The 22,394-nt window shown below is 48.8% G+C and carries 19 protein-coding genes; 4 read left to right on the top strand and 15 right to left on the bottom strand.

From position 1 onward, the window contains the following. Positions 1-112 precede the first annotated feature (112 nt). Positions 113-859, top strand: coding sequence for an amino acid ABC transporter permease (locus ACTHSW_RS09985; protein WP_070459299.1), 747 nt, complete (start codon positions 113-115; stop codon positions 857-859). A gap of 76 nt (positions 860-935) precedes the next feature. On the opposite strand, the gene nagZ is transcribed toward ACTHSW_RS09985, so the two are convergent. From nagZ to ACTHSW_RS09935, 10 genes are all read right to left on the bottom strand, one after another. Next, the gene (nagZ, locus tag ACTHSW_RS09980; RefSeq protein WP_070459301.1) at positions 936-2,021 is read right to left on the bottom strand and encodes a beta-N-acetylhexosaminidase; all 1,086 of its coding nucleotides are present in this window, start codon (positions 2,019-2,021) and stop codon (positions 936-938) included. 96 nt (positions 2,022-2,117) lie between these two features. After that, a complete protein-coding gene (locus tag ACTHSW_RS09975) occupies positions 2,118-3,638 on the bottom strand; it encodes a Na+/H+ antiporter NhaC family protein (protein WP_070459304.1) in 1,521 nt (506 codons plus the stop codon). A 133-nt stretch (positions 3,639-3,771) separates the two neighbouring features. Continuing rightward, positions 3,772-5,271, bottom strand: a complete 1,500-nt coding sequence (locus tag ACTHSW_RS09970; protein WP_070459307.1) for a DegQ family serine endoprotease — start codon at positions 5,269-5,271, stop codon at positions 3,772-3,774. A 245-nt stretch (positions 5,272-5,516) separates the two neighbouring features. Continuing rightward, positions 5,517-6,770, bottom strand: a complete 1,254-nt coding sequence (hemA, locus tag ACTHSW_RS09965) for a glutamyl-tRNA reductase (protein ID WP_070459310.1) — start codon at positions 6,768-6,770, stop codon at positions 5,517-5,519. A gap of 148 nt (positions 6,771-6,918) precedes the next feature. Next, positions 6,919-7,782, bottom strand: a complete 864-nt coding sequence (gene rpoH, locus ACTHSW_RS09960) for an RNA polymerase sigma factor RpoH (protein ID WP_004519690.1) — start codon at positions 7,780-7,782, stop codon at positions 6,919-6,921. A gap of 278 nt (positions 7,783-8,060) precedes the next feature. Continuing rightward, on the bottom strand, positions 8,061-9,608 hold the full coding sequence (gene lnt, locus ACTHSW_RS09955; RefSeq protein WP_070459312.1) for an apolipoprotein N-acyltransferase: 1,548 nt from the start codon (positions 9,606-9,608) through the stop codon (positions 8,061-8,063). A gap of 55 nt (positions 9,609-9,663) precedes the next feature. After that, complete coding sequence (locus tag ACTHSW_RS09950) at positions 9,664-10,530, bottom strand: DUF808 domain-containing protein (RefSeq protein WP_070459315.1); 867 nt, start codon at positions 10,528-10,530, stop codon at positions 9,664-9,666. Between the two features lie 112 nt (positions 10,531-10,642). Further along, positions 10,643-12,025: a TolC family protein gene (locus tag ACTHSW_RS09945; protein ID WP_070459318.1), complete on the bottom strand. Its 1,383-nt coding sequence runs from the start codon at positions 12,023-12,025 to the stop codon at positions 10,643-10,645. A gap of 61 nt (positions 12,026-12,086) precedes the next feature. Further along, positions 12,087-14,024: a MacB family efflux pump subunit gene (locus tag ACTHSW_RS09940; protein WP_070459321.1), complete on the bottom strand. Its 1,938-nt coding sequence runs from the start codon at positions 14,022-14,024 to the stop codon at positions 12,087-12,089. Positions 14,025-14,105: 81 nt separating this feature from the next. Next, entirely contained in the window at positions 14,106-15,287 is a 1,182-nt protein-coding gene (locus tag ACTHSW_RS09935) for an efflux RND transporter periplasmic adaptor subunit (RefSeq protein ID WP_295710413.1), read from the bottom strand. A 289-nt stretch (positions 15,288-15,576) separates the two neighbouring features. Here ACTHSW_RS09935 and ACTHSW_RS09930 point away from each other — a divergent pair, with 289 nt between their 5' ends. Continuing rightward, entirely contained in the window at positions 15,577-15,999 is a 423-nt protein-coding gene (locus ACTHSW_RS09930) for a type IV pilin protein (RefSeq protein WP_313971536.1), read from the top strand. Between the two features lie 117 nt (positions 16,000-16,116). On the opposite strand, the gene nusB is transcribed toward ACTHSW_RS09930, so the two are convergent. From nusB to ACTHSW_RS09915, 3 genes are all read right to left on the bottom strand, one after another. Then, the gene (gene nusB, locus ACTHSW_RS09925) at positions 16,117-16,545 is read right to left on the bottom strand and encodes a transcription antitermination factor NusB (protein WP_003679347.1); all 429 of its coding nucleotides are present in this window, start codon (positions 16,543-16,545) and stop codon (positions 16,117-16,119) included. 121 nt (positions 16,546-16,666) lie between these two features. Next, positions 16,667-17,146 (bottom strand): 6,7-dimethyl-8-ribityllumazine synthase, encoded by a 480-nt coding sequence (gene ribH, locus ACTHSW_RS09920; RefSeq protein ID WP_036493252.1) that lies wholly within the window; start codon positions 17,144-17,146, stop codon positions 16,667-16,669. A gap of 93 nt (positions 17,147-17,239) precedes the next feature. Continuing rightward, on the bottom strand, positions 17,240-17,563 hold the full coding sequence (locus ACTHSW_RS09915; RefSeq protein WP_003748560.1) for a DUF2185 domain-containing protein: 324 nt from the start codon (positions 17,561-17,563) through the stop codon (positions 17,240-17,242). A 254-nt stretch (positions 17,564-17,817) separates the two neighbouring features. On the opposite strand from ACTHSW_RS09915, the gene rnc reads away from it, so the two are divergent. Together rnc and era are read left to right on the top strand one after the other, a co-directional pair. Beyond that, positions 17,818-18,537, top strand: coding sequence for a ribonuclease III (gene rnc / locus ACTHSW_RS09910; RefSeq protein WP_003748556.1), 720 nt, complete (start codon positions 17,818-17,820; stop codon positions 18,535-18,537). Between the two features lie 64 nt (positions 18,538-18,601). Continuing rightward, complete coding sequence (gene era, locus ACTHSW_RS09905; protein ID WP_036493257.1) at positions 18,602-19,531, top strand: GTPase Era; 930 nt, start codon at positions 18,602-18,604, stop codon at positions 19,529-19,531. A 56-nt stretch (positions 19,532-19,587) separates the two neighbouring features. Here era and coaBC read toward each other — a convergent pair whose 3' ends face one another. Next, on the bottom strand, positions 19,588-20,766 hold the full coding sequence (coaBC, locus tag ACTHSW_RS09900; protein WP_107769529.1) for a bifunctional phosphopantothenoylcysteine decarboxylase/phosphopantothenate--cysteine ligase CoaBC: 1,179 nt from the start codon (positions 20,764-20,766) through the stop codon (positions 19,588-19,590). Positions 20,767-20,810: 44 nt separating this feature from the next. Next, entirely contained in the window at positions 20,811-22,040 is a 1,230-nt protein-coding gene (locus ACTHSW_RS09895) for a tetratricopeptide repeat protein (RefSeq protein ID WP_107769528.1), read from the bottom strand. Positions 22,041-22,394 lie beyond the last annotated feature (354 nt).

The raw sequence follows: 22,394 nt of genomic DNA, 5'->3' as shown, positions 1-22,394 counted from the left end.
GTGGATTAATTTAACAAAAAACCGTTCAAGCAATGTATTTTCTTGTAAAATATCAAGCTTCATTTTTAAAAAATATTCGGATTAGTTACCGATTTTGACCGACGGAAGGGTTATGGATTTTCGTTTTGACATTATTTATGAATACCGCTGGATGTTTTTTTACGGCGTATTAGCGACGCTGGGAATTACAGTGGTTGCAACGATTGGCGGTTCGATTTTAGGTTTGCTGTTGGCATTGGCTCGTTTGGTTAATCCGGAAAAAGCCGGTGCGCCGATACGTGCATTGGCTTGGGTTTTGCGTAAGATTTCTTTTGTGTATGTTGCATTGTTCCGCGGTACGCCATTGCTTGCTCAAGTTATTATTTGGGCTTTTGTTATTTTCCCATTTTTTGTACATCCTACCGATGGTGCATTAATCAGCGGAGAATCTGCAATTAATTTTCGTCGCTCTTATGGCCCATTGATCGCAGGTGTAATGGCTTTGATTGCCAACTCAGGTGCATATGTTTGTGAGATTTTCCGTGCCGGTATCCAGTCGATTGATAAAGGCCAAATGGAAGCCGCACGTTCTTTGGGTCTGACCTATACCCAGGCGATGCGTTATGTGATTTTACCTCAGGCTCTTCGCCGTATGTTGCCGCCACTTGCAGGTGAATTTATCACACTTTTGAAAGATAGTTCTTTGCTGTCTGTTATTGCAGTTCCTGAACTTATGTCTGTTCAAAAAGCAATCACAGGTCAGTATTCGATATTCCAAGAGCCACTTTATACGGTTGCATTGATTTATCTTGTATTGACGAGTGTATTAGGATGGGTATTCTTACGTTTGGAACGTCGCTATAACGTAAAACTTCATTAATTAGGAAGACAAAAAAGGAAGACTTTTTCAAGTCTTCCTTTTTTTATTTGCCGTCAATGTTTCAGACGGCCTTGAATCAGAATGCTTCGCCGACTTTGACACCGCCTGCGATGTCTTTTGGAGTTGCCAGTTTGGCAGTTGCTTGTTGGGCGGCTTGGAATGCTTCGGTTGCCATGATGTCGGCAGCTTCTTGTACGGTCAATGTGTTGGCCATGTATTGCCAACGTGCTGCCAAGTCAGCGTTTGCCGGTGCGTGGAAACCGTCTCGTAATTCATCTACCAAGTCAGGGCGGTTGCACACCAGTACAATATCGCAGCCTGCTTCAAAAGAAAGGCGGGCGCGTTCTTTAATACCGCCGACACCACATGCACCTTCCATGGTCAGGTCGTCTGAAAAGATAACGCCGTTAAATCCGATTTCTTGGCGCAGGATTTGTTTCAGCCATTTTTCGGAGAAGCCGGCAGGTTGACTGTCGATTTGCGGGTATACGACGTGGGCAGGCATGACTGCGGCCATGCCTGCTTGGCTCAATGCTCGGAATGGGATAAGGTCGGCGGCTTCGAGCCCTTCGCGGCTGCGTTCGTCGCAAGGCAGGACGTGATGGCTGTCGCCTTCGACAAAGCCGTGGCCGGGGAAGTGTTTGCCGCAAGATTTCATGCCGCCTTTGTTCAGGCCTTTTTGCAGGGCAAGGGCAAGCTGGGTCACGATGTTGGCGTCGCGGTGGAAACTGCGGTTGCCGATGACGGCGCATTGCCCCCAGTCTAAATCCAATACAGGCGTAAAGGATAGGTCGATACCGCAGGCGGAGAGTTCGGTTGCCAAAACCCAGCCGACTTGTTCTGCTTGGGCGCAGGCGGCTTCTTTGCCTTCGTTGTCCCAAATTTCGCCCAATACGTTCATGGCCGGCAGGCGGGTGAAGCCGTCAATAAAACGTTGAACCCGTCCGCCTTCGTGGTCAACGGCGATGATGAGTTCAGGTGTACGGACGGCTTTGATTTCTTGAACCAAAGCTTTGAGTTGGGAGACGTTTTCAAAGTTGCGGCGGAACAAAATAACGCCACCGACGGCAGGGTCGAGCAGGCGTTGTTTTTCTTCTTCGGTCAGATGATAGGCAGCGACGTCGGCCATGACTGGGCCGCGTGGAAGATGGGGCGTATTCATTGTTTTGTCCTGAATAATGTATATATGGGTAATTGCAATATTCAGACGGCCTGAGCGTGTCGGAATATCTCAGGCCGTCTGAATATTGGTTTTGAATTAGGCAGTTGCTTTTTTCTTGTCTTTTAAGATGAAAATCAACACAACCATTACGATGCCGGTTACCACAAAACCTAAAGGCGCAGAGCCGGTCATGCCTAAAATCAGGTAGCCGATAGCGGCAGAGGCGGCAACGGTTAGTGCGTAAGGGAATTGCGAGGTAACGTGGTCGATGTGGTTACAGTGTGCGCCGGTAGAAGAGAGGATGGTGGTGTCGGAAATCGGCGAGCAGTGGTCGCCAAATACGGCACCGGCCATGACGGCGGACATGCAAGGGATAATCAGCGAAGGTTCGACTTTGACGGCCATGGCGGCGGCAATCGGCAACATGATGCCGAATGTGCCCCAACTTGTGCCGGTAGCGAAGGCCATCACGCCTGCGAGCAGAAACAAAATCACGGGTAGGAAGCCTGCGTGGATATTGCCTGCCACCAAAGTGGAGAGGTATTCGCCGGTGTGCATCTCGCTGACAACGGTGCTGATGATCCATGCCAAAATCAAGATGGTAATGGCACCGCGCATAGAGATGATGCCCTGCCAAATGGCTTTAGGGTAATCGTTGGTTTTGATGGTGCCGATGGTGCAGAGGATGACGGCCAATACACCGCAAGTACCGCCGAATACGAGGGAAGTGTTCACGTCGGTATTTTCAAACGCGCTGAGCAAAGAGAAGGTTTCAGAAGCTTGTGCGCCAGTGTAAATCATAGCGGAAACAGTGGCGATGATCAGTACTAAAACCGGCACAATCAGCGCGAATACGCGGCCGTTAGGATGGCCTGTTTCAATGGTTTCATCATGAGTTTCGTTCAAAGCGGCGCGTTCCAAACGAGCCATAGAGCCGATGTCGAAGGAGAACCAAGCAACGACAAACACCATAATTAATGCGAAGACGGCGTAGTAATTCATCAGGCTCATGGCCACGAATGCGCCCATTGGTGTGTAGTCTGTGATGTTGTAAGTCACCAAAAGGCCTGCCAAAGTAGCAATAATCGACGCCCCCCAGCTGGATACAGGCATCAAAACGCACATCGGCGCGGCAGTGGAGTCAAGGATATAAGCCAGTTTGGCGCGGGAAACTTTGAATTTGTCGGTTACAGGGCGGGCAATCGCACCGACGGCAAGGCTGTGGAAATAGTCGTCAATAAAGGTAACGAATACCAGACAGGCGGTCAGCAGCTTCGCCCCGCGACGGCCTTTGATGTGCTGTTTTGCCCAATCGGCAAATGCTTGGTTGCTGCCGGAATGCGTCAGCAGGGAAGTGAAAATCCCCAAAAGCACCAAGAAGAGTAGGATTTTGGGTTTGCCCAAGGACCAATCGCCGTCCGCCCAAGTCAGGCTGACTGCCATGTCTTTTAAGTGAACCAAGGCATCAAGTGGATTACTGCCTACCAGCAAGAATGAGCCTACGATAATGCCGACACCTAAGGACAGCAATACACGGCGCGTTGCAATGGCCAAGGCGAGCGCGATGGCTGCCGGGACGATAGATAAAATAGAATTCGAATAATTAATAAGTTGCATAATTATATTGTGTATAAGCGGTGAAATATTTTCAGAAGGCCTAAATTGGAAGACGGATAACAAAATACCCACTGCCTCTGACATATGGGTATTTTATCATCTAACACATCATCATGCCGTCTGAAAAATCGGACTACTGCAGATTTAGCGCGAGGAACAAAGTATTGCCGTCGCGTTGTACCAAAAGCGGTACGTTTTTGCCTGAGCTTTCCAATGCGCTACGGAAAGTGGATTCGTCATTGACGCTGATTTGGCTGACGGCAATGATTTCGTCGCCGCGTTTGAGGCCGGCACGTTCGGCCGCGCCGCTAACGCGCAGAACGATTAAGCGTTGTTTACCGTCTGCGTTTTCAACCTGCAGGGTAACGCCTGTATTTTCAACGGTGAATCCGTCATGGCCGCTTTCGTGTTGCGGGTGTTCGGCTTCTTTTGCAGAAGTTTCCGTTTGTTCGGCTGCGCTGCCAAGTTTGACTTTGACATCGGTTTGTTTGCCGCTGCGCCAAATGCTCAAAGTTACTTCTTTGCCCGGCATAATCGAGCCGACCATAACTGGCAAATCGCTGGAAGCGCGGACTTCTTCGCCGTTAACTTTGCGTACGATGTCGCCAACCTGCAAGCCTGCTTGTTGTGCCGCGCTGTTTGGCATGATTTTTGCAATCAGTGCGCCACTTGCTTTGTCCAAACCGAAAGATTTGGCCAAATCATAAGAAACTTCTTGAATAACCACGCCTAATTGGCCGCGTTGGACTTTGCCGTTGGCTTTTAATTGATCGGCCACATTCATGGCAACATCAATCGGAATAGCAAACGAAATACCCATGAAACCGCCGCTGCGGCTGTAAATTTGCGAGTTGATGCCGACTACTTGGCCGCGGAGGTTGAATAACGGGCCGCCTGAGTTGCCGGGGTTGATGGCAACGTCGGTTTGGATGAACGGCGTGTAGTTTTCATTTGGCAGGCTGCGGCCTTTGGCGGAGACGATGCCGGAGGTTACACTGTTGTCAAAGCCGAAAGGCGCGCCGATGGCGGCTACCCATTCGCCCGGTTTCAAATCTTTCGGATTGCCGATTTTGACAACCGGCAAGTCTTCTTGTGGCTCGATTTTTAAGAGGGCAACGTCGGATTGGGCGTCTGAGCCGACCAGTTTGGCCGTGTATTCGCGTTTGTCGTTGAGCAGGACTTTGATATTGCCCATGCCGGCAACCACGTGGGTATTGGTCAGGATATAGCCGTCTTTGCTGATGATGAAGCCGGAACCGAAATTCAAAGCGTCGCTTTCGGTATCTTCTTGCGGCATGTCGGGCATATTGGGAACAAGGCGCTTGAAGAACTCGTAAAACGGATCGTTGTCGGGGAATTGGCTCAGATCCATGCTATGGTCGTCATCCGGTGTCGCAGAGCGTTTTGCCGGTGTCGCTTGAATATTGACGACGGCCTGTCCTTCGTTTTGTACCAGTTGGGCGAAGTCGGGCAGCAACATACCGACTTTTCCGTCATCGGTATTGGTTTCTATGCGTTGAACGAGTTCTTTGTTTTCGTCTTTGCCGAAAAAGGTGCTGACTTTGTCGCAACCTGAAAGAAGGGAAGCTGAGAGAACAGCAAGGGCCAGATATGTGTTTGTTTTAATATTCACGAAAGTTCCTTTTGCCGGCGCCTATCGTATTGTCGGCATGCGTTTGAATCGGCAGGCAGTTTTATTGTTTGAATGCTGTTTAAATGTATAAGGTAGGATTTTTACACTTTAATGGTTTTTTTTCAAGCATTTCATTTTAAATGAAAAAATGATAATTGGGATTTTATTGTTTTAAGGCCGTCTGAAAGCTTTGGAATATGACCTGTCCGTCGGTTCGCTTCTTTCAGACGGCCTTTAAATTGTCGTCAGTCGTGTTGATCCAAATGGTAGATCTGCGCTACGGCATCGATTAATTCGCTGTTGTCCGAGCCCGCTTTATTGAGCGTGCGTGTCGGAGAGTGGAGCAGTTTGTTGGTCAACTGGATGGAGAGGCGTTCGAGGACATCCTCGGCGGATACGCCTTTTGCCAGTTGCTTCATGGCATTTTCCAATACTTGGCGGCGTGCACGTTCACCTTCGTCGCGCAAGGCGCGGATAAGCGGAACGCTTTGGCGGTTTTTCTGTAGGCGGATAAATTCGCTGACTTTTTCTTCCACCATGCTTTCAGCCGCCGCCGCTGCTTTTTTGCGCGCATCTTTACCGCTTTGGACAATGTCCATCATGTCGTCTACGGTATAGAGATATGCGTCTTCCAATTCGCCGACTTCGGCTTCGATATCGCGCGGAACAGCCAAATCCAGCAGGAAAACAGGCATGTTGTGGCGTTTTTTCAATGCGCGTTCGACCATGCCTTTGCCGACGAGTGGGAGTTGGCTGGCAGTGGAAGAAACAACCACGTCGTAATCGTGAAGAATATCGGGCAATTCGTTCAGCAGGCAAGCTTCGGCGTTGACACCGAGTTTGTCGCACAATTCCTGCGCGCGCTGGTGTGTACGGTTGGCAACGGTAATGAGCTTGGGATTTTTGGCGGCAAAATAAGTGGCCACCAGTTCAATCATTTCGCCTGCGCCGATAAAGAGGACGTTCAGATCGGAAATGGAAGGGAAGATTTGCTCTGCCATTTTGACCGATGCAGAAGCCATGGAGACGGAGTTTTCACCGACAGCAGTGTCGGTACGCACTTCTTTGGCAACGGCAAAGGTTTTTTGAAACAGGGCGTTTAAGTGGGTATTGATGCTTTCTTGTTCTTGCGCAACGCGGACGGCATCTTTGATTTGACCGAGAATTTGCGGTTCGCCCAGGACCATGGAATCCAAGCCGCAGGCGACGCGGAAGGCGTGGCGGACGGTTTCATTATTATCTAAGGTATAGAGGTAGGGGCGGATTTCTTCGACAGGCAGATTGTGATATTTTGCCAACCAGTTGATGATTTTTTCGGATTCGCCGACGCAGTAAAGCTCGGTGCGGTTGCAGGTAGAAAGAATGACTGCTTCTTCCGCCGCCTCGCTGCGCGCGAGGTTGGACACGGCATCCGGCAAATTTGCAGCAGCAAATGCCAGTTTTTCGCGTATGCTCAAGGGCGCGGTTTGGTGGTTGAGTCCGACGACGGTAAGTTGCATGGTTATGGTATGACCGGGTAGTGTGTGTGGTGGCTATTATAGCTTAAGTGGGCTTTAAAATGAATGTGTTGGGGGATAAGATACGATGAGGTTTGCCATCGAAAAGGCCGTCTGAAAAGATTCAGACGGCCTTTTTATCAAGAAAGGCTTAAACGGCTTCTGCTTCTTCTGCCAAGAAACCGCGCAGTTTTTGCATGGCTTTGGCTTCGATTTGGCGGATGCGTTCGGCAGATACGCCGTATTCGGCAGCCAATTCGTGCAGGGTCAAACCGCCGTCGTCTTGTAACCAGCGGCTTTCAACGATACGGCGGCTGCGGTCGTCCAGTTGCGCCAAGGCGTTTTGCAGACCTTCGGTTTGTAGGGCGTAGTGGGCTTGTTTGGACAACTGACGGCTAGGCTCTGCATCGTGGTCGGCCAACCAGTCGATAGGGGCAAAGTTGTCCTCGTCATCGTTGTTTTCTGCCATGATGCCGATGTCGTGGCCGGTCATGCGTTGTTCCATTTCCAAGACTTCGGACAATTTGACGCCCAAATCGTCGGCGATTTCTTGCGCTTCTTTTGGAGACAAGGCATTCAGGTTTTTACGCATGCTGCGCAGATTGAAGAACAGTTTGCGCTGCGGTTTGGTTGTGGCAACGCGGACCAAACGCCAGTTGCGCAAAATGAATTCGTGGATTTCGGCTTTAATCCAATGCACGGCAAACGAAAACAGGCGCGCGCCGCGACTTGGTTCGTAGCGTTTGACGGCTTTCATCAGGCCGATATTGCCTTCTTGAATCAGGTCGGCTTGGTTGAGGCCGTAGCCGTCGTAACCGCGTGCAATGGATACGACGACGCGAAGATGGGACAGAATAAGCTGTTTGGCGGCATTGAGATCGCCTTTTTGTTGACGTTCCGCTAGTTGTGTTTCTTCTTCGGCGGTCAGCATTGGAATGCTGTTGACAGTATGAATGTATTGCTCGAGGCTACCGTTGCCGCTGTGGATAACGGGTAATGCAAAAGCTTTATTCATAAAAGGATGCTCTCCTTGATTAGGCCGTCTGAAAACGGCTTTTTGTTTATTGTGTGACAAGCAGTATAACACTGCCTGTGGTTTGTTTTGTTATGGGTTGGATTTTTTCTGTAAATTAACGATAGATTCAATAGTTTTTACTGCTTGAATCTCAAGGGTTGATTGTCTTAGAAAATTTGAGTGATTTGCTAGGTTTTGGCTAAGTATATTACAAACATTTCTGTATGTAAATAGTTTTAGTAATAAAAAAGACCTTGTATAACAAGGTCTTAAATTTTTTATTCTGGTTTCTTCCGGCCAATCAGGATAAGGAATACGCCGATAACGGCCAAAATGCTGATAAGCCATGTTGAGCCGCCTGCTTTCATATAAGGCGTTTCGCCGATATAGCCTTTGACGTGGCCTTCGAGGACGGTTTCTGTATCCGGTTGGGCTTCGGCAACAATCGTGCCTTTAGGGGAAATAATGGCGGTCGCACCGGTATTGGTGGCGCGAACCATGTAGCGGCCCAGTTCCATTGCTCGCGCTTGGGACTGTTGAAGCTGCTGATACATGGCATTGGATTTGCCGTACCACGCCATATTGCTGATGTTGGCGAGTAGGGTAGAGCGTTTCGCCGTTGCGATGAGTTCGTCGCCGAAACCGTCTTCATAGCAGATATTGAAGGCGACTTTTTGATCTTTCATCACCAAAGGCGCTTGGTTGTCGCCGCCTTTTTGAAAGTCGGACAAAGGCATATCCATCACTTTATAGAGGCGCTCGGTAATGGCGGGCAATGGCTTGTATTCGCCAAATGGAACGAGATGGTTCTTGGCGTAGTAGGGGATGACATCGGAAGTGCTGTTGTGATATTCGCTCAAATTGATGACTGCATTTTCGTAGCCGTTGCCGTCGGGCGTATATTGGCTTATACCGATGGCCAACGCGCTGCCGTTGCTTTGCGCCTGTTCGGCGAATTGTTCCAAGATACCTTCGGGCAGGTCTTGGCGCATCAGCGGCAGGGCGGTTTCAGGCAGGATGACGATGTCGGCACTGGTTTTGCTGATTTGTTCGTAGTATTTCTGAATGGTCGGGATGATTTGCTCTTCCTTCCATTTCAGATTTTGCTCGATATTGCCTTGAATCAGAGCAACCGTGCTGGTGCTGCCGTCAGGGCGGGTGTATTCGGTTTGTTGGGAAATGTAGCCGACGGAGCAGAGCGCAACGATAAGGAATAAGGGCAGCAGGCGGTGTTTCAGACGGCCGTGGTTGTCAATCAGCAACACCAGCCATGCGCTGAGGAAAGCGGTTGCCAGCGTAACCATGTGAATGCCGCCCAAAGGCGCGAAGCCTGCCAACGGGCTATCTTTGATGATTTGGGAATAGCCGATTGCGCCCCAGCCGAATCCGGTCAGGAAACGTTCGCGGGCAAATTCTGCCAGCGTCCACAAAATCGGCAGCAGGAGGCCGGTTTTGGCCCAGCGCGCCAGGTTGCATTTTCTCCACACCCAAAAACAGATGGCCGGATAAAGCGCAAGAAATGCCGGCAGCAGGAAGGTGAGGGGGATGGCGTATGAATCCGGCAGACCCGAAACATCATGCAGGGCAGTGTGTATCCAATAAAACTGCGCCGTATAACCGATTAATCCGAACAGATAGGCAGTCATGACGGCAAAGCGCGGACGCAATTCAATCAGGCGTATTAGTGCGCCAAACAACAGCGGCATCAGCCAGAAATGATAATAGGGGGCGAAAGTGAACGGCGTCGCGGCAGCAATCAAGATGACCAGCGGCCAGTAAAGCAGCGGATGTTGCCAATATTGTTCGAGTTTACGGAAAATATTCATGCTTTAAATGGTATTGAGGCCGTCTGAAAAGTTTTCAGACGGCAGGGAAACAAAATCAGTCTTTTTGAAACAATTGCATTGCAGGTAGGACGATTGCGCAAGCCAATGCACCGGCGGCTACTCCGACCACCAGATTGGCGATATGTTCCATTATGCCGCTGTCCCAATGCTGTGCGTGGAGGAAATCGTGCAAAAAGCCAAGGTTGTGGGTGATCAGTCCGCCGCCAACCAAGAACATCGCCAGCGTGCCGACAATGCTCAAGCCGCGCATAAACCAAGGCATAAATGAAATCAAACCGCGTCCGATGCCTTGTACGGCGGCGCTTTTTTGGCGCATCAACATCATGCCGAGGTCGTCAAGTTTGACGATAATGCCGACCAAACCATAGACCAATGCCGTCATGCCGACACCGATGGCGGCCATAACCAAAGAACGCGTCATCAGGTCATATTTTTCAACGACGCCCAGCGCGATAATAATAATTTCGGCGGAGAGGATGAAATCTGTGCGGACCGCGCCTTTCACTTTTGTTTTTTCGTCTGTGACTTCAGGCTCGGCATCGTGTCCGTCTTCGTGTTCATTGCGGTGCAAGAATTTGTGCAACAGTTTTTCCACGCCTTCAAAACACAAATAAACACCGCCGATCATCAACAAGGGCGTAATCAGCGCAGGCACGAAAGCGGAAAGCAACAGCGCAAGCGGCACCAGAATCAGCTTGTTGACCAGAGAGCCTTTTGCCACCGCCCAAATAATCGGCAATTCGCGCTCGGCGGATACGCCGGTTACCTGATTGGCGTTGAGCGCCAAATCGTCACCGACCACGCCGGCGGTTTTTTTGGCGGCGACTTTGGTCATCATCGCTACGTCGTCCAAAACGGCGGTAATGTCGTCCAAAAGCGTAAAGAGAGAGGCGAAGGCCATAATGTTGTCCGGATAAAATCAAATAAACGCGCGATTATATATGAAAATTCAGTTGCTTGAATGTTTTTCAGACGGCCGTTGACGGAAATTAACCAAAGGCCGTCTGAAAATGCTATTTCGGCGTATAACGTCCCGCCATGGCTTTATACACCATATTTTCGTATTTTAAGGCTTCATAGCGTTGGTTCAGCAGGTTTTGAGCCGAGCTGTATTCTGAATTCAAAGCCTCCAGCCAGTCTTTCAGTTCGTTTTTACCATGCTGGTAGCGTACTTGATAGTAATGGCTGTTTTTCTTGTCCAACTGATAACGCTGTTCTTGATTGGCAAGGCCGGCCTGCGCGTTTTTGTAGGCAAGGTAGTTGGTGTTGACCTCGTTAAGCGCGGTGGTCAGGGCTTTTTCAAAATTCAGCTTGGCACTGTCCATCTCCGCTTGTACGGTTTTGTCTTTCCATTTCATGGTCTGCCAATTAAGGAAAGGCAGATTGATGGTGGCCGAGCCGCCCAACATGGGGATATTGAACGTGCTTTTCGCTTTATCGGAAGACGTACTCAAACTTGCACCCAAAGTAATCGACGGATACCAACTGCGTTTTTGCGCGTTGACCGATTGTTGCGACGCTTGCAGGCGGTATTCGGCGGCGCGCAGGTCGGGGCGGTTGGCCAAAACGGTAATCGGTACGTCCAAGTTCACACCTTTGACCGGCAACAGGCGGAATTGTGCCGGATCGGCGGCCATGTTTTCAGACGGCCTTAAATTCAACAAATTACGCAAAACCTGTTTTTGCGTATCCAAATTGTTTTGCAAAGACAACAGGCTGTTTTCCGCACTCAGCAATGACTGTTTGGCTTGGGTTGGCTGGCTTGAGTCGGCACGGCCGTAGCGAAACTTGGCATTCGCAATGCGGTTGATTTCCTGATATTGCTTCAGCGATTTTTTCGCCAACTCAATGGCTTCGTTCAGGTAGGCAATATTGAAATACGCATCGGCAACATTATTAATCAAAGTCAGGCGTGTGTTGGCCATGTCTTCATGCGTGGCTTGATATTCCCATACCTGAGCATCGGCAGTGGCACTGAGTTTACGCCATAAATCCAATTCGTAGCTCAAGCCAAGCTGGCTGCTGAAGGTATTGCCGTGGCTGCCGGTTTTCAGGTTTTTAGAAGCGTTTGCGCCCAATGAGCCGCTGAATGAAGGTACCAAATCCGCACCCAAAATATTGGCTTGATACAAAGCTTTGTTGACGCTGATGGCCGCCTGTTTCAAATCGACATTGTTGGTCAGCGCCTGCTCCATCAGCGCGTTGAGCTGCTGGCTTTGGTAGATTTCCCACCAGTTGCCGTTGACATCGTAGCGTTCGGCAGTTTCCGCCGCGCTCATGACTTGGCCGGTCGCTTCCAGAGTCAGGTTCGGATTGGCTTTAGGTGCGGCGCACGCACTTAGGGCAAGGGCAACAGCCAATGATAAGGCTGCTTGGGAAAAAGGTTTCGTCTTCATAAAAATCTTTCGGGTAACAGCATTTCAGACGGCCCAAGATAATAGGCCGTCTGAAACATAATCAATCCTGAGCCAGTGCATCAATCGGGTTAAGCTTGGAAGCTTTGTTGGCAGGCATAAAGCCGAACGCGACGCCGATTGCGGTGGAGCAGACCACTGCGCCGATGACGGAAGTCATGGAAATGCTCATCGGGAAGTCGGTAACAAAATAGTTGAACACCAGGCTGATGCTTGCGGACAACAATACGCCTGACAGGCCACCGATGATACAGATTAAAACGGCCTCAATTAGGAACTGTTGCAAAATATTGTTGCGGCGTGCGCCGATTGCCATGCGGACGCCGATTTCTTTGGTGCGCTCGGTAACGGAGACCAGCATGATGTTCATCACGCCGATACCGCCGACCACCAAAGAGATGACCGCGATGGAAGAAATTAGCAGCGTCATGGTGCCGGTCGTGCTTTCAACCATTTCTTTGATGCTGTCGCTGTTGTTCATAAAGAAGTCTTCTGTACCGTGGCGTGCTTTCAGCAGCTCGGTCAGGCTTTTTTCGGCAACTTGCGTGTTGGCATCGTCTTTGATTTTGACAACGATGGAGTTGGTATAGCCCTCGCCGGTAATTTGGTGCATGACCGTTGTATAAGGCGACCAAAGCATCAGAGAGTCGGAATTGCCGAATGAGTTGTCATCCTTTTTCATAATGCCGATGACGGTTAGCGGGCGTTTTTTGAAAAGGATGGTTTTGCCTAAAGGATTGACGCCTTCGCCGAAGAGTTTGGTTTTGGTGTTTTGGTCGATGACGACGACTTGTGCATCGGTTTTTACATCATCATCATCAAACAGACGGCCTTCTTCCAATTTCAAACCGCGCACGTCGAAATATTGTTCGCCTACGCCGTAAAGCGAGGCGGTCAGGTCGGTGTTGCGGTAGGTCAAGGTGCCGCTGGAGTTGGTTTGAGGGGTGGCAGAGGCGACGTAGCTTTGTTGGCTGATGGCTTTTGCGTCATTAATCGTCAGTGTCTTGATCCGTCCGCTGCGGCGGTCGCCAAAACCACGACCGGGGAAGATACTGATGGTGTTTGTGCCCATCGAGTTGATGTCTTCCAAGATTTTTTGTTGCGAGCCATTACCCAAGGCCACTACCGATACCACCGAAGCAATACCGATGATAATCCCCAGCATGGTCAGCAGCGAACGCATTTTGTGCGCCATAATCGCCTGTACCGACATTTTGAATGCTTCCATAAATTGATCGTAATAAAACGACCAGGAAGCTTTTTCTTTAATCCTCTCCACTTTGCTGGGCGGGATATCGGGATTTTTAGACGTGTCGGAAATAATCTGACCGTCGCGGATTTCGATGACGCGGTTTGCGTTTGCCGCAATGCCCGGATCGTGGGTAACCATAATCACGGTATGCCCGTCTTCGTGCAGCTTGTGGATGATTTCCATCACGTTTTTACCGCTGGCGGTATCCAATGCGCCGGTCGGTTCGTCGGCAAAGATGATTTCGCCGCCGTTCATCAATGCGCGGGCAATCGAAACGCGTTGTTGCTGACCGCCGGAAAGTTCGCTGGGTTTGTTGCCTTCTTTATTTTGCAAGCCCAAATCGCCCAACAGTTTTTCCGCACGTTCCGCGCGCTCTTTGCTGTCCATACCCATATATACGGCAGGCAGGGCGACGTTGTCCCGTGCGGTCAGCGAGCTTAACAGGTTGTAACGCTGGAAAATAAAGCCGAAACGCTCACGGCGTAAAGCCGCCAGCTCATCCGGCTGCATTTGCGATGTTTCGATGCCGTCGATTTGATAAGAGCCGGAGGTGGCGGTATCCAGACAGCCCAAGATATTCATCAGCGTTGATTTGCCTGAACCGGACTGGCCGATAATCGCCACAAAGTCGCCTTTCTCAATAGAAAGGCTGACATCTTTCAATACATGCACACGGTTCTCACCGCTACCAAAAAAACGGTTGATATTCTTACATTCGATTAAACTCATAATCTTTCCGGGCGAAAAATAGAAATACAGGAACTAAGGCCGTCTGAAACACAGCCAAACCTTTCAGACGGCCTTAATCAATCAGCGAGGAGGGCCACCGCCCATCATCGCGCGTTCGCTGCTCTTATTCTTTTCATCTGCGCTCATTTCAGAAACGATCACTTTTTCGCCTTCTTTCAAGCCGCTTTTGATTTCGGTATTCATGCTGTCTTTCAAACCGACGGTCACTTCGCGTTCTACCGCTTTATTGTCTGCGCCCAAAATGCTGACATAGGATTTGCCGTTATGTTTTTTCACGGTCAGCGTCGGTACCAGTAAAACATTCTTCACGCCGTTGATTTCGATCGTGTTTTGAGTGGTCATACCGATAGAAAGTTTGCCTTCGGGATTCGGTACCAGTGCGCGGGCATAGTAGTAAATCGCATTGGAAGTCGTGTCCGTGCTGCTGGTGTAGTTGCCCAAAGACATGGTGGTCAGGCCGGGGTCGACACTGTCTAATTTTGCTTTAATCGGGGTGTCCGGCTCGGACAAAATGGTGAACGAAATATCCTGACCGGCTTTGACTTTCGTGATGTCGCCTTCGGCAATCTGCATTTTGTTTAACATGGTTTCCAGATTTGCCAGCTGGATAATGGTCGGCGTAGATTGCGCCGCATTGACGGATTGGCCTTCTTCAACAGGAATGGCAACCACAGTGCCGTCCATGGTGGCAGTGATCCGCGTGTGGCCCAGTTCGGATTCGGCTGTGTTGATGGAGATTTTGGATTGTTTGATGGCGGCCTTCAGCTCGGCAACATTGGCTTTGGCTGCGGCTAAAGAGTCTTGTGCAGATTCCAAGTCTTCCTTGGAAGTTGCCTGTTCTTTCCATAAGGCAAGTTCGCGTTTATATTTTTTCTCTGCACTGGAAAGCGCGATTTCGGCAGAAACCAATTTTGCCTGATAGGTTTCCAGTTTGGATTTTTCGGTATTTAAGGTATTGATCTGATTGGTTGAGTCGATTTCTGCAATCAGATCGCCTTTTTTCACTTGTTGGCCCAGTTTCACATACAGTTTTTTAATCTGACCTGAAGCTTCCGCACCCACGGATACCAAATTGGAAGGCGAGATTTCGCCGGTTGCCGACACGGTTTGACGGATATCGCCGCGTTTGACTACTTCTGTAATAAAAGAAGACTGAGGCTCAGGCTTCATCAAAGACCAGCCACCGAAAGCCGCTGCTACTACAACAGCCGTACCGGCCGCCCACTTGAAAACTTTAGACATATAAAAGGAACCAATTCAATAAAATAACGTCGCAGACAAGCAACAAATGTATTGATAGAAACAAAAAAACAACTGGATTTTACTGTAAAGACCAAGGCTGACCAAGAGATGGTCGGCTCAAATTGAAGTTTAACTTATTGAAATAAAAAATAAAGGGTAGTAAACATTTTTCAGAACTTGCACCTCATTTACATAAATTCCCAAACTCCCTCCGAATCTGAACATTTAAGCCGCAAGAAAACTACTATAATATTCACGTCTTATTCTAATTATTTACGACATAAATACAATGAAACACCAACAAGGCTTCACGCTTATCGAGCTGCTGATAGTCGTTGTGATTGCAGCCATTCTTGCTACCATCGCGTATCCGTCTTATCAAAACTACATCCGCCAAACGCGCCTTGCCGCCGTCCGCACGCAGATGCTTCATAACGCTCAACAGCTGGAACGCTACTACACTCAAAAAAGTACATTTGTAGGGTTTCCTGCTGAAAATTTACAGCAGAATCAATATTTCGATATTAGTTTTTCCGAGGGTACGGCTTCTATGCCTAATCCTTCCGATTCAGGTTATATTTTGAAGGCAGAGCCTAACAAAGAAACCAACGCAAATGAAACCTGTACCGTTTATTACAACGACAGCGGTATCATCTGGGCAAGCAGCGACAAGCAAAACTGTCCCGGTTATGAAATGCCAAAATCAGAATAAATCGAAATATAAAAGGCCGTCTGAAATTCAGACGGCCTTTTTGATGGTTCGGCTGTATAAGCACATTAGCTTAAACAGGGCAAAGATCAGTAATCTCGACCTGATACGAAGTCAATCTTAGCCTTTGCGGCGCGGTTCGTCAGGGCGGATGCGTGAAGCCAGTTGGTCGAGGATGCCGTTGACGAATTTATGGCCATCGGTGCCGCCGAAAGTTTTGGTGACTTCGATGGCTTCGTTGATGATGACAGGGTAGGGGGTCTCAGGCATGGTGCTCAGCTCATGGCAGGCAACCAGCAAAACGGCGCGTTCGATAGGACTGAGGTCTTTTTCGTCGCGGTCGAGCAGGGGGCTGATTTTTTCCATGTATTCTGCGGCATGGGTTTGTGCGCCGAAAAACAGTTTATTGAACAGCTCTTCATCCATATTGGATGTTTGGGACAGTTCGTGGATGTTTTTGGCGATTTCGGGAGCGGCAGTTTTGTTGATGCCTGCTTGATAAATAGCTTGTACGGCAAGCTCGCGTGCGCGGCGGCGTGGGCTTTTCATGGGTATTCCTTGTGAAGAGAGCGCCGAGGGTTGTCGGCTGAATATTGAATGATTCAGACGGCCTCAATGTCATGATTGAGAGGCCGTCTGAAAATATGCGGTATTCAATACGGAGAGAAACTTATTCTTCGTCGTCTTCGTATTGTTCTGACAAAAGATGGTTGACCAAGTTGGCACATTCTACGGCAACTTTGGCGGCATCGGAGGCTTTTTCTTCGATACGCGCAACGGCTTGTTCGTCGTTTTCAGTCGTCAGAATGGCGTTGGCGATAGGGATGTTGTAGTCAAGGGCAACGCGGCTGACACCTGCGCCGGACTCATTGGATACCAATTCAAAGTGGTAGGTTTCGCCACGAATGACAACGCCGATGGCAATCAGGGCATCGAATTGTTCGGATGAAGCGAGGTTCATCAGCGCGATAGGCACTTCAAGTGCGCCGGGAACGGTGGCAAGCGTGATGTTGTCTTCGGATACGCCCAATTCTTTTAGGGTGCGGCAGCAAACTTTGACCATTTCGCTGCCGATTTCGTTGGTGAAGCGGGCTTGAACAATGCCGATGCGCAGGTTGGTGCCATCGAGGCGTGGTTCGATAATGTTCATGATGATTCCTTCAATATTTGTGAAATAGGGATTCTGCTCGGTTTCAGACGGCCTTGTTATAAAGGAGGCCGTCTGAAACGAAATGGGGATGGGTTATTCTTGCGGCTGCCAATCGGCAACGGCTTGGAACTCGCCGTCTTCGTTTAATTCCCACGCGCTGCCTTCTGCCTGAGTCAGCAGGGGCGCGATGTCGGGATTGTCTGCGGTAATGGCGGAGAGGCTGACAATGCTGAAGTTGTCGGGATTGTCGGTGTATTCGTCGGTTTCGTCGCCGCTGAAAATACGCCAGCCGCTGTCGTTTTCAAATACGGGGGCTTCGCGGTAGAGGAAGCCGACGGGTTCGCCTTGTTCGGCGACGGTGTTGGTGACGATGCAGCGGTCGAGCGCTGCGGCCAATGCTTGGGCAAATTTGTTCATGGAGTTGGCAAAGAGATGATTTGGCATGATTTTACACGATTCGCCGCTTTTCCGCACGGATGTGTGCCGGGGCGGTTTGATGGTACAATGTCGGTCGAGCGCCGTCAGGTTTGAACATGACGGCTTTTGATTGTTTATCGGCTTGAGGGACGCAAGAAACAATGAGCCAAAATAAAAAAGTTGCCGGTGTAGCCTTTTTATTTTGTTTCACTGCGGATGAGGCGTATTTTCGGGCTGTTTTTTGAAAGTATGGAATGAAACCTGATTTGCTCAAACAGCAGGCGCATCGAGCGATTCAAAAGCGTCTGGGCTATGAGTTCCGCAATATGGAGCTGCTTCAGCAGGCTTTGACCCACCGCAGCTACAATGCCAAACACAATGAGCGTTTTGAATTTGTCGGCGATTCGATTTTGAACTATTCCGTGGCGCGGATGTTGTTTGACGCGTTTCCGAAATTGTCGGAAGGCGAGTTGTCGCGGATGCGTGCGGCTTTGGTGAATGAAGGCGTGTTGGCTGAAATTGCGTTGGAAATGAATGTCGGCGACGGTTTGTATTTGGGTGCCGGCGAGTTGAAGAGCGGCGGTTTCAGACGGCCTTCGATTTTGGCCGACGCGATGGAGGCGATGTTTGCGGCGGTCAGCTTTGACGCGGATTTTTCTGCGGCGGAAAAAGTGGTTCGCCATTTATTTGCGGAACGCGTAAAACGCGCGGATTTGAACATCGGCAAAAAAGACAGTAAAACCGCTTTGCAGGAAGCCTTGCAGGCACGCCGCTTTGCCCTGCCGAAATATCGAATCGAAGAGCAGGCGGAGCAGACGGCTGATGCGATGTTTGTGATTTCCTGTGATTTGGGCGAACTTGGCTTTATCTGCAATGCGCGCGGCAGCAGTCGGAAAGTGGCCGAGCAAAAAGCGGCATGTGAAGCCTTGGAATGGTTGGAACAGAAGTTCCCTTTAAAAAAATCTAAAAAATAATATTTCAGACGGCCTTTGAGAAAATGCAAAGGCCGTCTGAAACAATCAAGAAAGTCATATATAAATGGATATCGAAACCTTTTTGCAAAACGAGTCACAACACCCGACGGATTATCGTTGCGGCTTTGTGGCCATCGTGGGTCGCCCGAATGTCGGCAAGTCCACGCTGATGAACCATTTAATCGGTCAGAAAATCAGTATTACCAGTAAAAAAGCACAAACCACGCGCAACCGTGTAACAGGTATTTACACCGACGACACGGCGCAATTTGTGTTTGTCGATACGCCGGGTTTTCAAACCAATCACCGCAATGCTTTGAACGACCGTCTTAATCAAAACGTAACCGAAGCGTTGAGCGGCGTGGATGTGGTGGTTTTTGTGGTGGAAGCCATGCGCTTTACCGATGCCGACCGCGTGGTGTTGAAGCAGTTGCCTAAGCATACGCCTGTGGTATTGGTGGTCAATAAAATCGATAAAGACAAAGCCAAAGACAAATTTGCGCTTGAGGCGTTTATCAATGAAGTGCGCCAAGAGTTTGAATTTGCCGCCAGCGAGGCAGTCAGCGCGAAACATGGTCTGCGTATTGCCAATCTGCTGGAATTGCTCAAGCCGTATCTGCCGGAAAGTATCCCGATGTATCCGGAAGATATGGTGACGGACAAATCCAGCCGATTCCTGGCGATGGAGATTGTGCGCGAAAAATTGTTCCGCTATTTGGGCGAAGAGTTGCCATATGCGATGAATGTTGAAGTGGAGCAGTTTGAGGAAGAGGAAAGCGGACTGTTCCGCATTTATATCGCGGTGTTGGTCGATAAAGACAGCCAAAAGGCGATTTTGATTGGCAAGGGTGGGGAGAAATTGAAGAAAATTTCTACTGAAGCCCGCCTTGATATGGAAAAATTGTTTGATACCAAAGTCTTCTTGAAGATTTGGGTGAAAGTGAAATCCGGTTGGGCAGACGATATTCGTTTTCTGCGCGAATTGGGTTTGTAATGTAATGTGTTTGAACAAAGGCCGTCTGAAAAATTTTCAGACGGCCTTTTGTTTGATTAAGCCAATAATTCAGCCAGGCGTTTGACGATTTCATCTGCCGCTTGGCGTTTCGATGTTTCCGGAAATGAGGTTTCAGCAAGGTCATCAATAATGGTGATTTGATTGGTTGGCTTACCCATGGAAACGGAAACTTGGTTGGCTACCAGCATAGGTACGTTTTTGCGCAAACGTTTTGCCCGTGCAAATTCCAAAACCTGATGGCTTTCTGCAGCAAAGCCGACGCAGAATGGTGGAGAAGGCAAGGCGGCAACGGATGCGAGAATATCCGGATTTTCCGTCAGTTCGATAACCGGGGGCTGATTGCCGTTTTTCTTCAGTTTCTCGTTGCTGCTGTTTTTGACTTTATAGTCTGCAACAGCTGCAACGGAAATAAAGACATCTTGTTTCGGAATATGGCGATGAACCGCCTGATACATGGCTTCTGCGTTGACAGCCTGTTCAGAATGAGTTAAGCCTGCGGGCAAGGCCGTCTGAATTTGACCGTAAATCAGCGTGACCTCCGCTCCGGCAGCACGGCAGGCACGCGCTAAAGCTATGCCCATTTGTCCGCTGGAAATATTGGTAATGCCGCGAACAGGATCGATGGCTTCAAACGTTGCGCCGGCTGTAATCAGAACTTTTTTACCGCTCAGTAGCTTGGGTGTCCATAAATCCTCTAGCAAATCAGCCAGATCGACCGCTTCGACCATCCTGCCAGTGCCTGTTTCGCCGCAAGCCTGTTCGCCGCTGTTTGGGTAAAACACGGTAATGCCGTCTGAAACCAGCTGCTCAATATTGCGCAGATTGGCAGGGTTGTTCCACATTTCGACATTCATTGCAGGCGCAACAGCCAAAGGGCATTTCCTGGCTGCTACCAAGTTGGTCAGTAGATTATCAGCCAATCCGTTGGCAATTTTGGCAATCGTATTGGCAGTTGCAGGCGCAATAAGAAATGCGTCGGCTTCACGCGTCAGATTGATGTGCGCCATGCCATTATTGGAAGCACCTGAATAGGTATCCGATAAAACAGGATTGCCGGTTAAAGCTTGGAAAGTCAGCGGGGAGATAAATTCTGTCGCAGAATCCGTCATCACTACTGATACAGAATGTCCTTGCTTTTTCAGTAGTCTGACCAGTTCACAAGATTTATACGCCGCAATACCGCCAGTAATGCCGAGGAGAATGTGTTTGCTCATAAATAACGGGTTCATTAAATGAGATATATAGGAATCAAATCAAATTAGATTTGTTCGATGTTGATTCTGGCCAGTTTTGCTTTAATCGCATTACCATATCTCTTTGGTAAGAATGCTGAAACCGCTCCGTTTTTCACTTCAGTCACATAACTGCAGACTTTAAATTCAGGAACAACATTGAGCGAGTAGTCCGGATTGACCAAAGGCGAAGCACTGGAGTACAGCGTCCATCTTGCCAGACTGCCGTCTTCATAATTAGTCGTTGCGTTAAAGCTGGTGACCCCTTCGCTGAAAGCGATTTGATAATTAGAGTAGAACTCGCCGGGAATTTTGTGTGCATTACAGAAATCAAATAATCTGTCATGTGCAAACAGATTCTGACGGATATAGGCCCACAATTCTTTTTCTAGAAAATCTTGGTCTGCAAAATGTCTGGAAGGGTAGCCCTCGTCAACAAAGTTTTGAATTCTTTCCTGCATATCTGGGACTGCACCCGCTTTAGCCCCCCACATACCCGCAAGAATCAGGGCAGTATGCGAGCCTGAGTCGCGAATAGTGTGGAATAGGGTGCCACTTTTTATCCATTCGGATACGGCTGCAGCATCACGATAGCAAATAATAGAATCTGCATCACGGAAAATAACGTATTCAACCTCGGGATCATTGATGGCAAGAAAGCGCCACATTGTACCCGGCCAGTTATCCAACGGTGCGCCAACTTTAATCACTTCGGCACCGTTATTTCTAAATCGTTGAATAGCTTCAGCCGATACAGAATCGTCGACATAAAAACGACATGTCCAACCGGGGAAAAGCACAGGCGCAAGCTGGGTATTTAATACGGCAGGCTCAATATATTTGGAATTATTGCCAAATAAAGAAAAGGAGATAATCCGTTTGCCGTTTTTTGGAGCTGGTGTTGGAGTGATTTCATGTTCTAGGTCTGGGATGGCTTTATCTTTTAGAACCAAAGCCTGATGACCGTAAAACCCGGTTTTTTCCCAGTTATCTAGAGCGCCGTAAGCATGTGCAAGTAAATCCAAAGCAGGAATATAGGTGCTATCCAGCTCTAGCGTTTTCATTTCAGCCTCAATGGCTTTTTCCCATTTCAATTGCTTCAGATAGGCATAAGCAACTTTATGATGATATTCGACAGATTGGGGATTGAGAAGGCAAAGAATCTCGGCACGTTTTAGCGCTTCCTCGTAATTTTCCTCTTCAATAAAAGAGTGATATGCTTGTTCAAATTTTTGTTGAATCTTTTCGTTACTCATAATAGGGACTATTCTAAATTTATGATTGTTTTATTGGAGAAAGTAGAGATTGTAAGAGTAGATGGGACTAAAGCGCCAGTAATATAGAGATATAGAGTGTTTGAATGTGGCAATTAAGAGTAAAGCCGCAGGAGTATTTATCTTTGGGTATCTGTTTTATCTATCGAACGATAAAATCCAATAAATTTTAAATTATTTAAATACAGATAGTTGTGAAAATTTTTAATTTTTTTTGAAATTGGGTGTTGACTGGTTTTGTTTAGGGGCGTATAGTTCGGTTCTTCGCTGCTGACGCGGTGAAGAAAACGAAGCAGACAGTATAACACAGTTAGTTAGAATTTTCGATAATTTTAG

Origin of the sequence: Neisseria sp. P0008.S004, assembly GCF_051962755.1 — a bacterium.
Taxonomy (GTDB): domain Bacteria; phylum Pseudomonadota; class Gammaproteobacteria; order Burkholderiales; family Neisseriaceae; genus Neisseria; species Neisseria subflava_A.
Note: the sequence above shows the minus strand (reverse complement) of the source record. Positions and strands in the feature narration are given on the sequence as shown.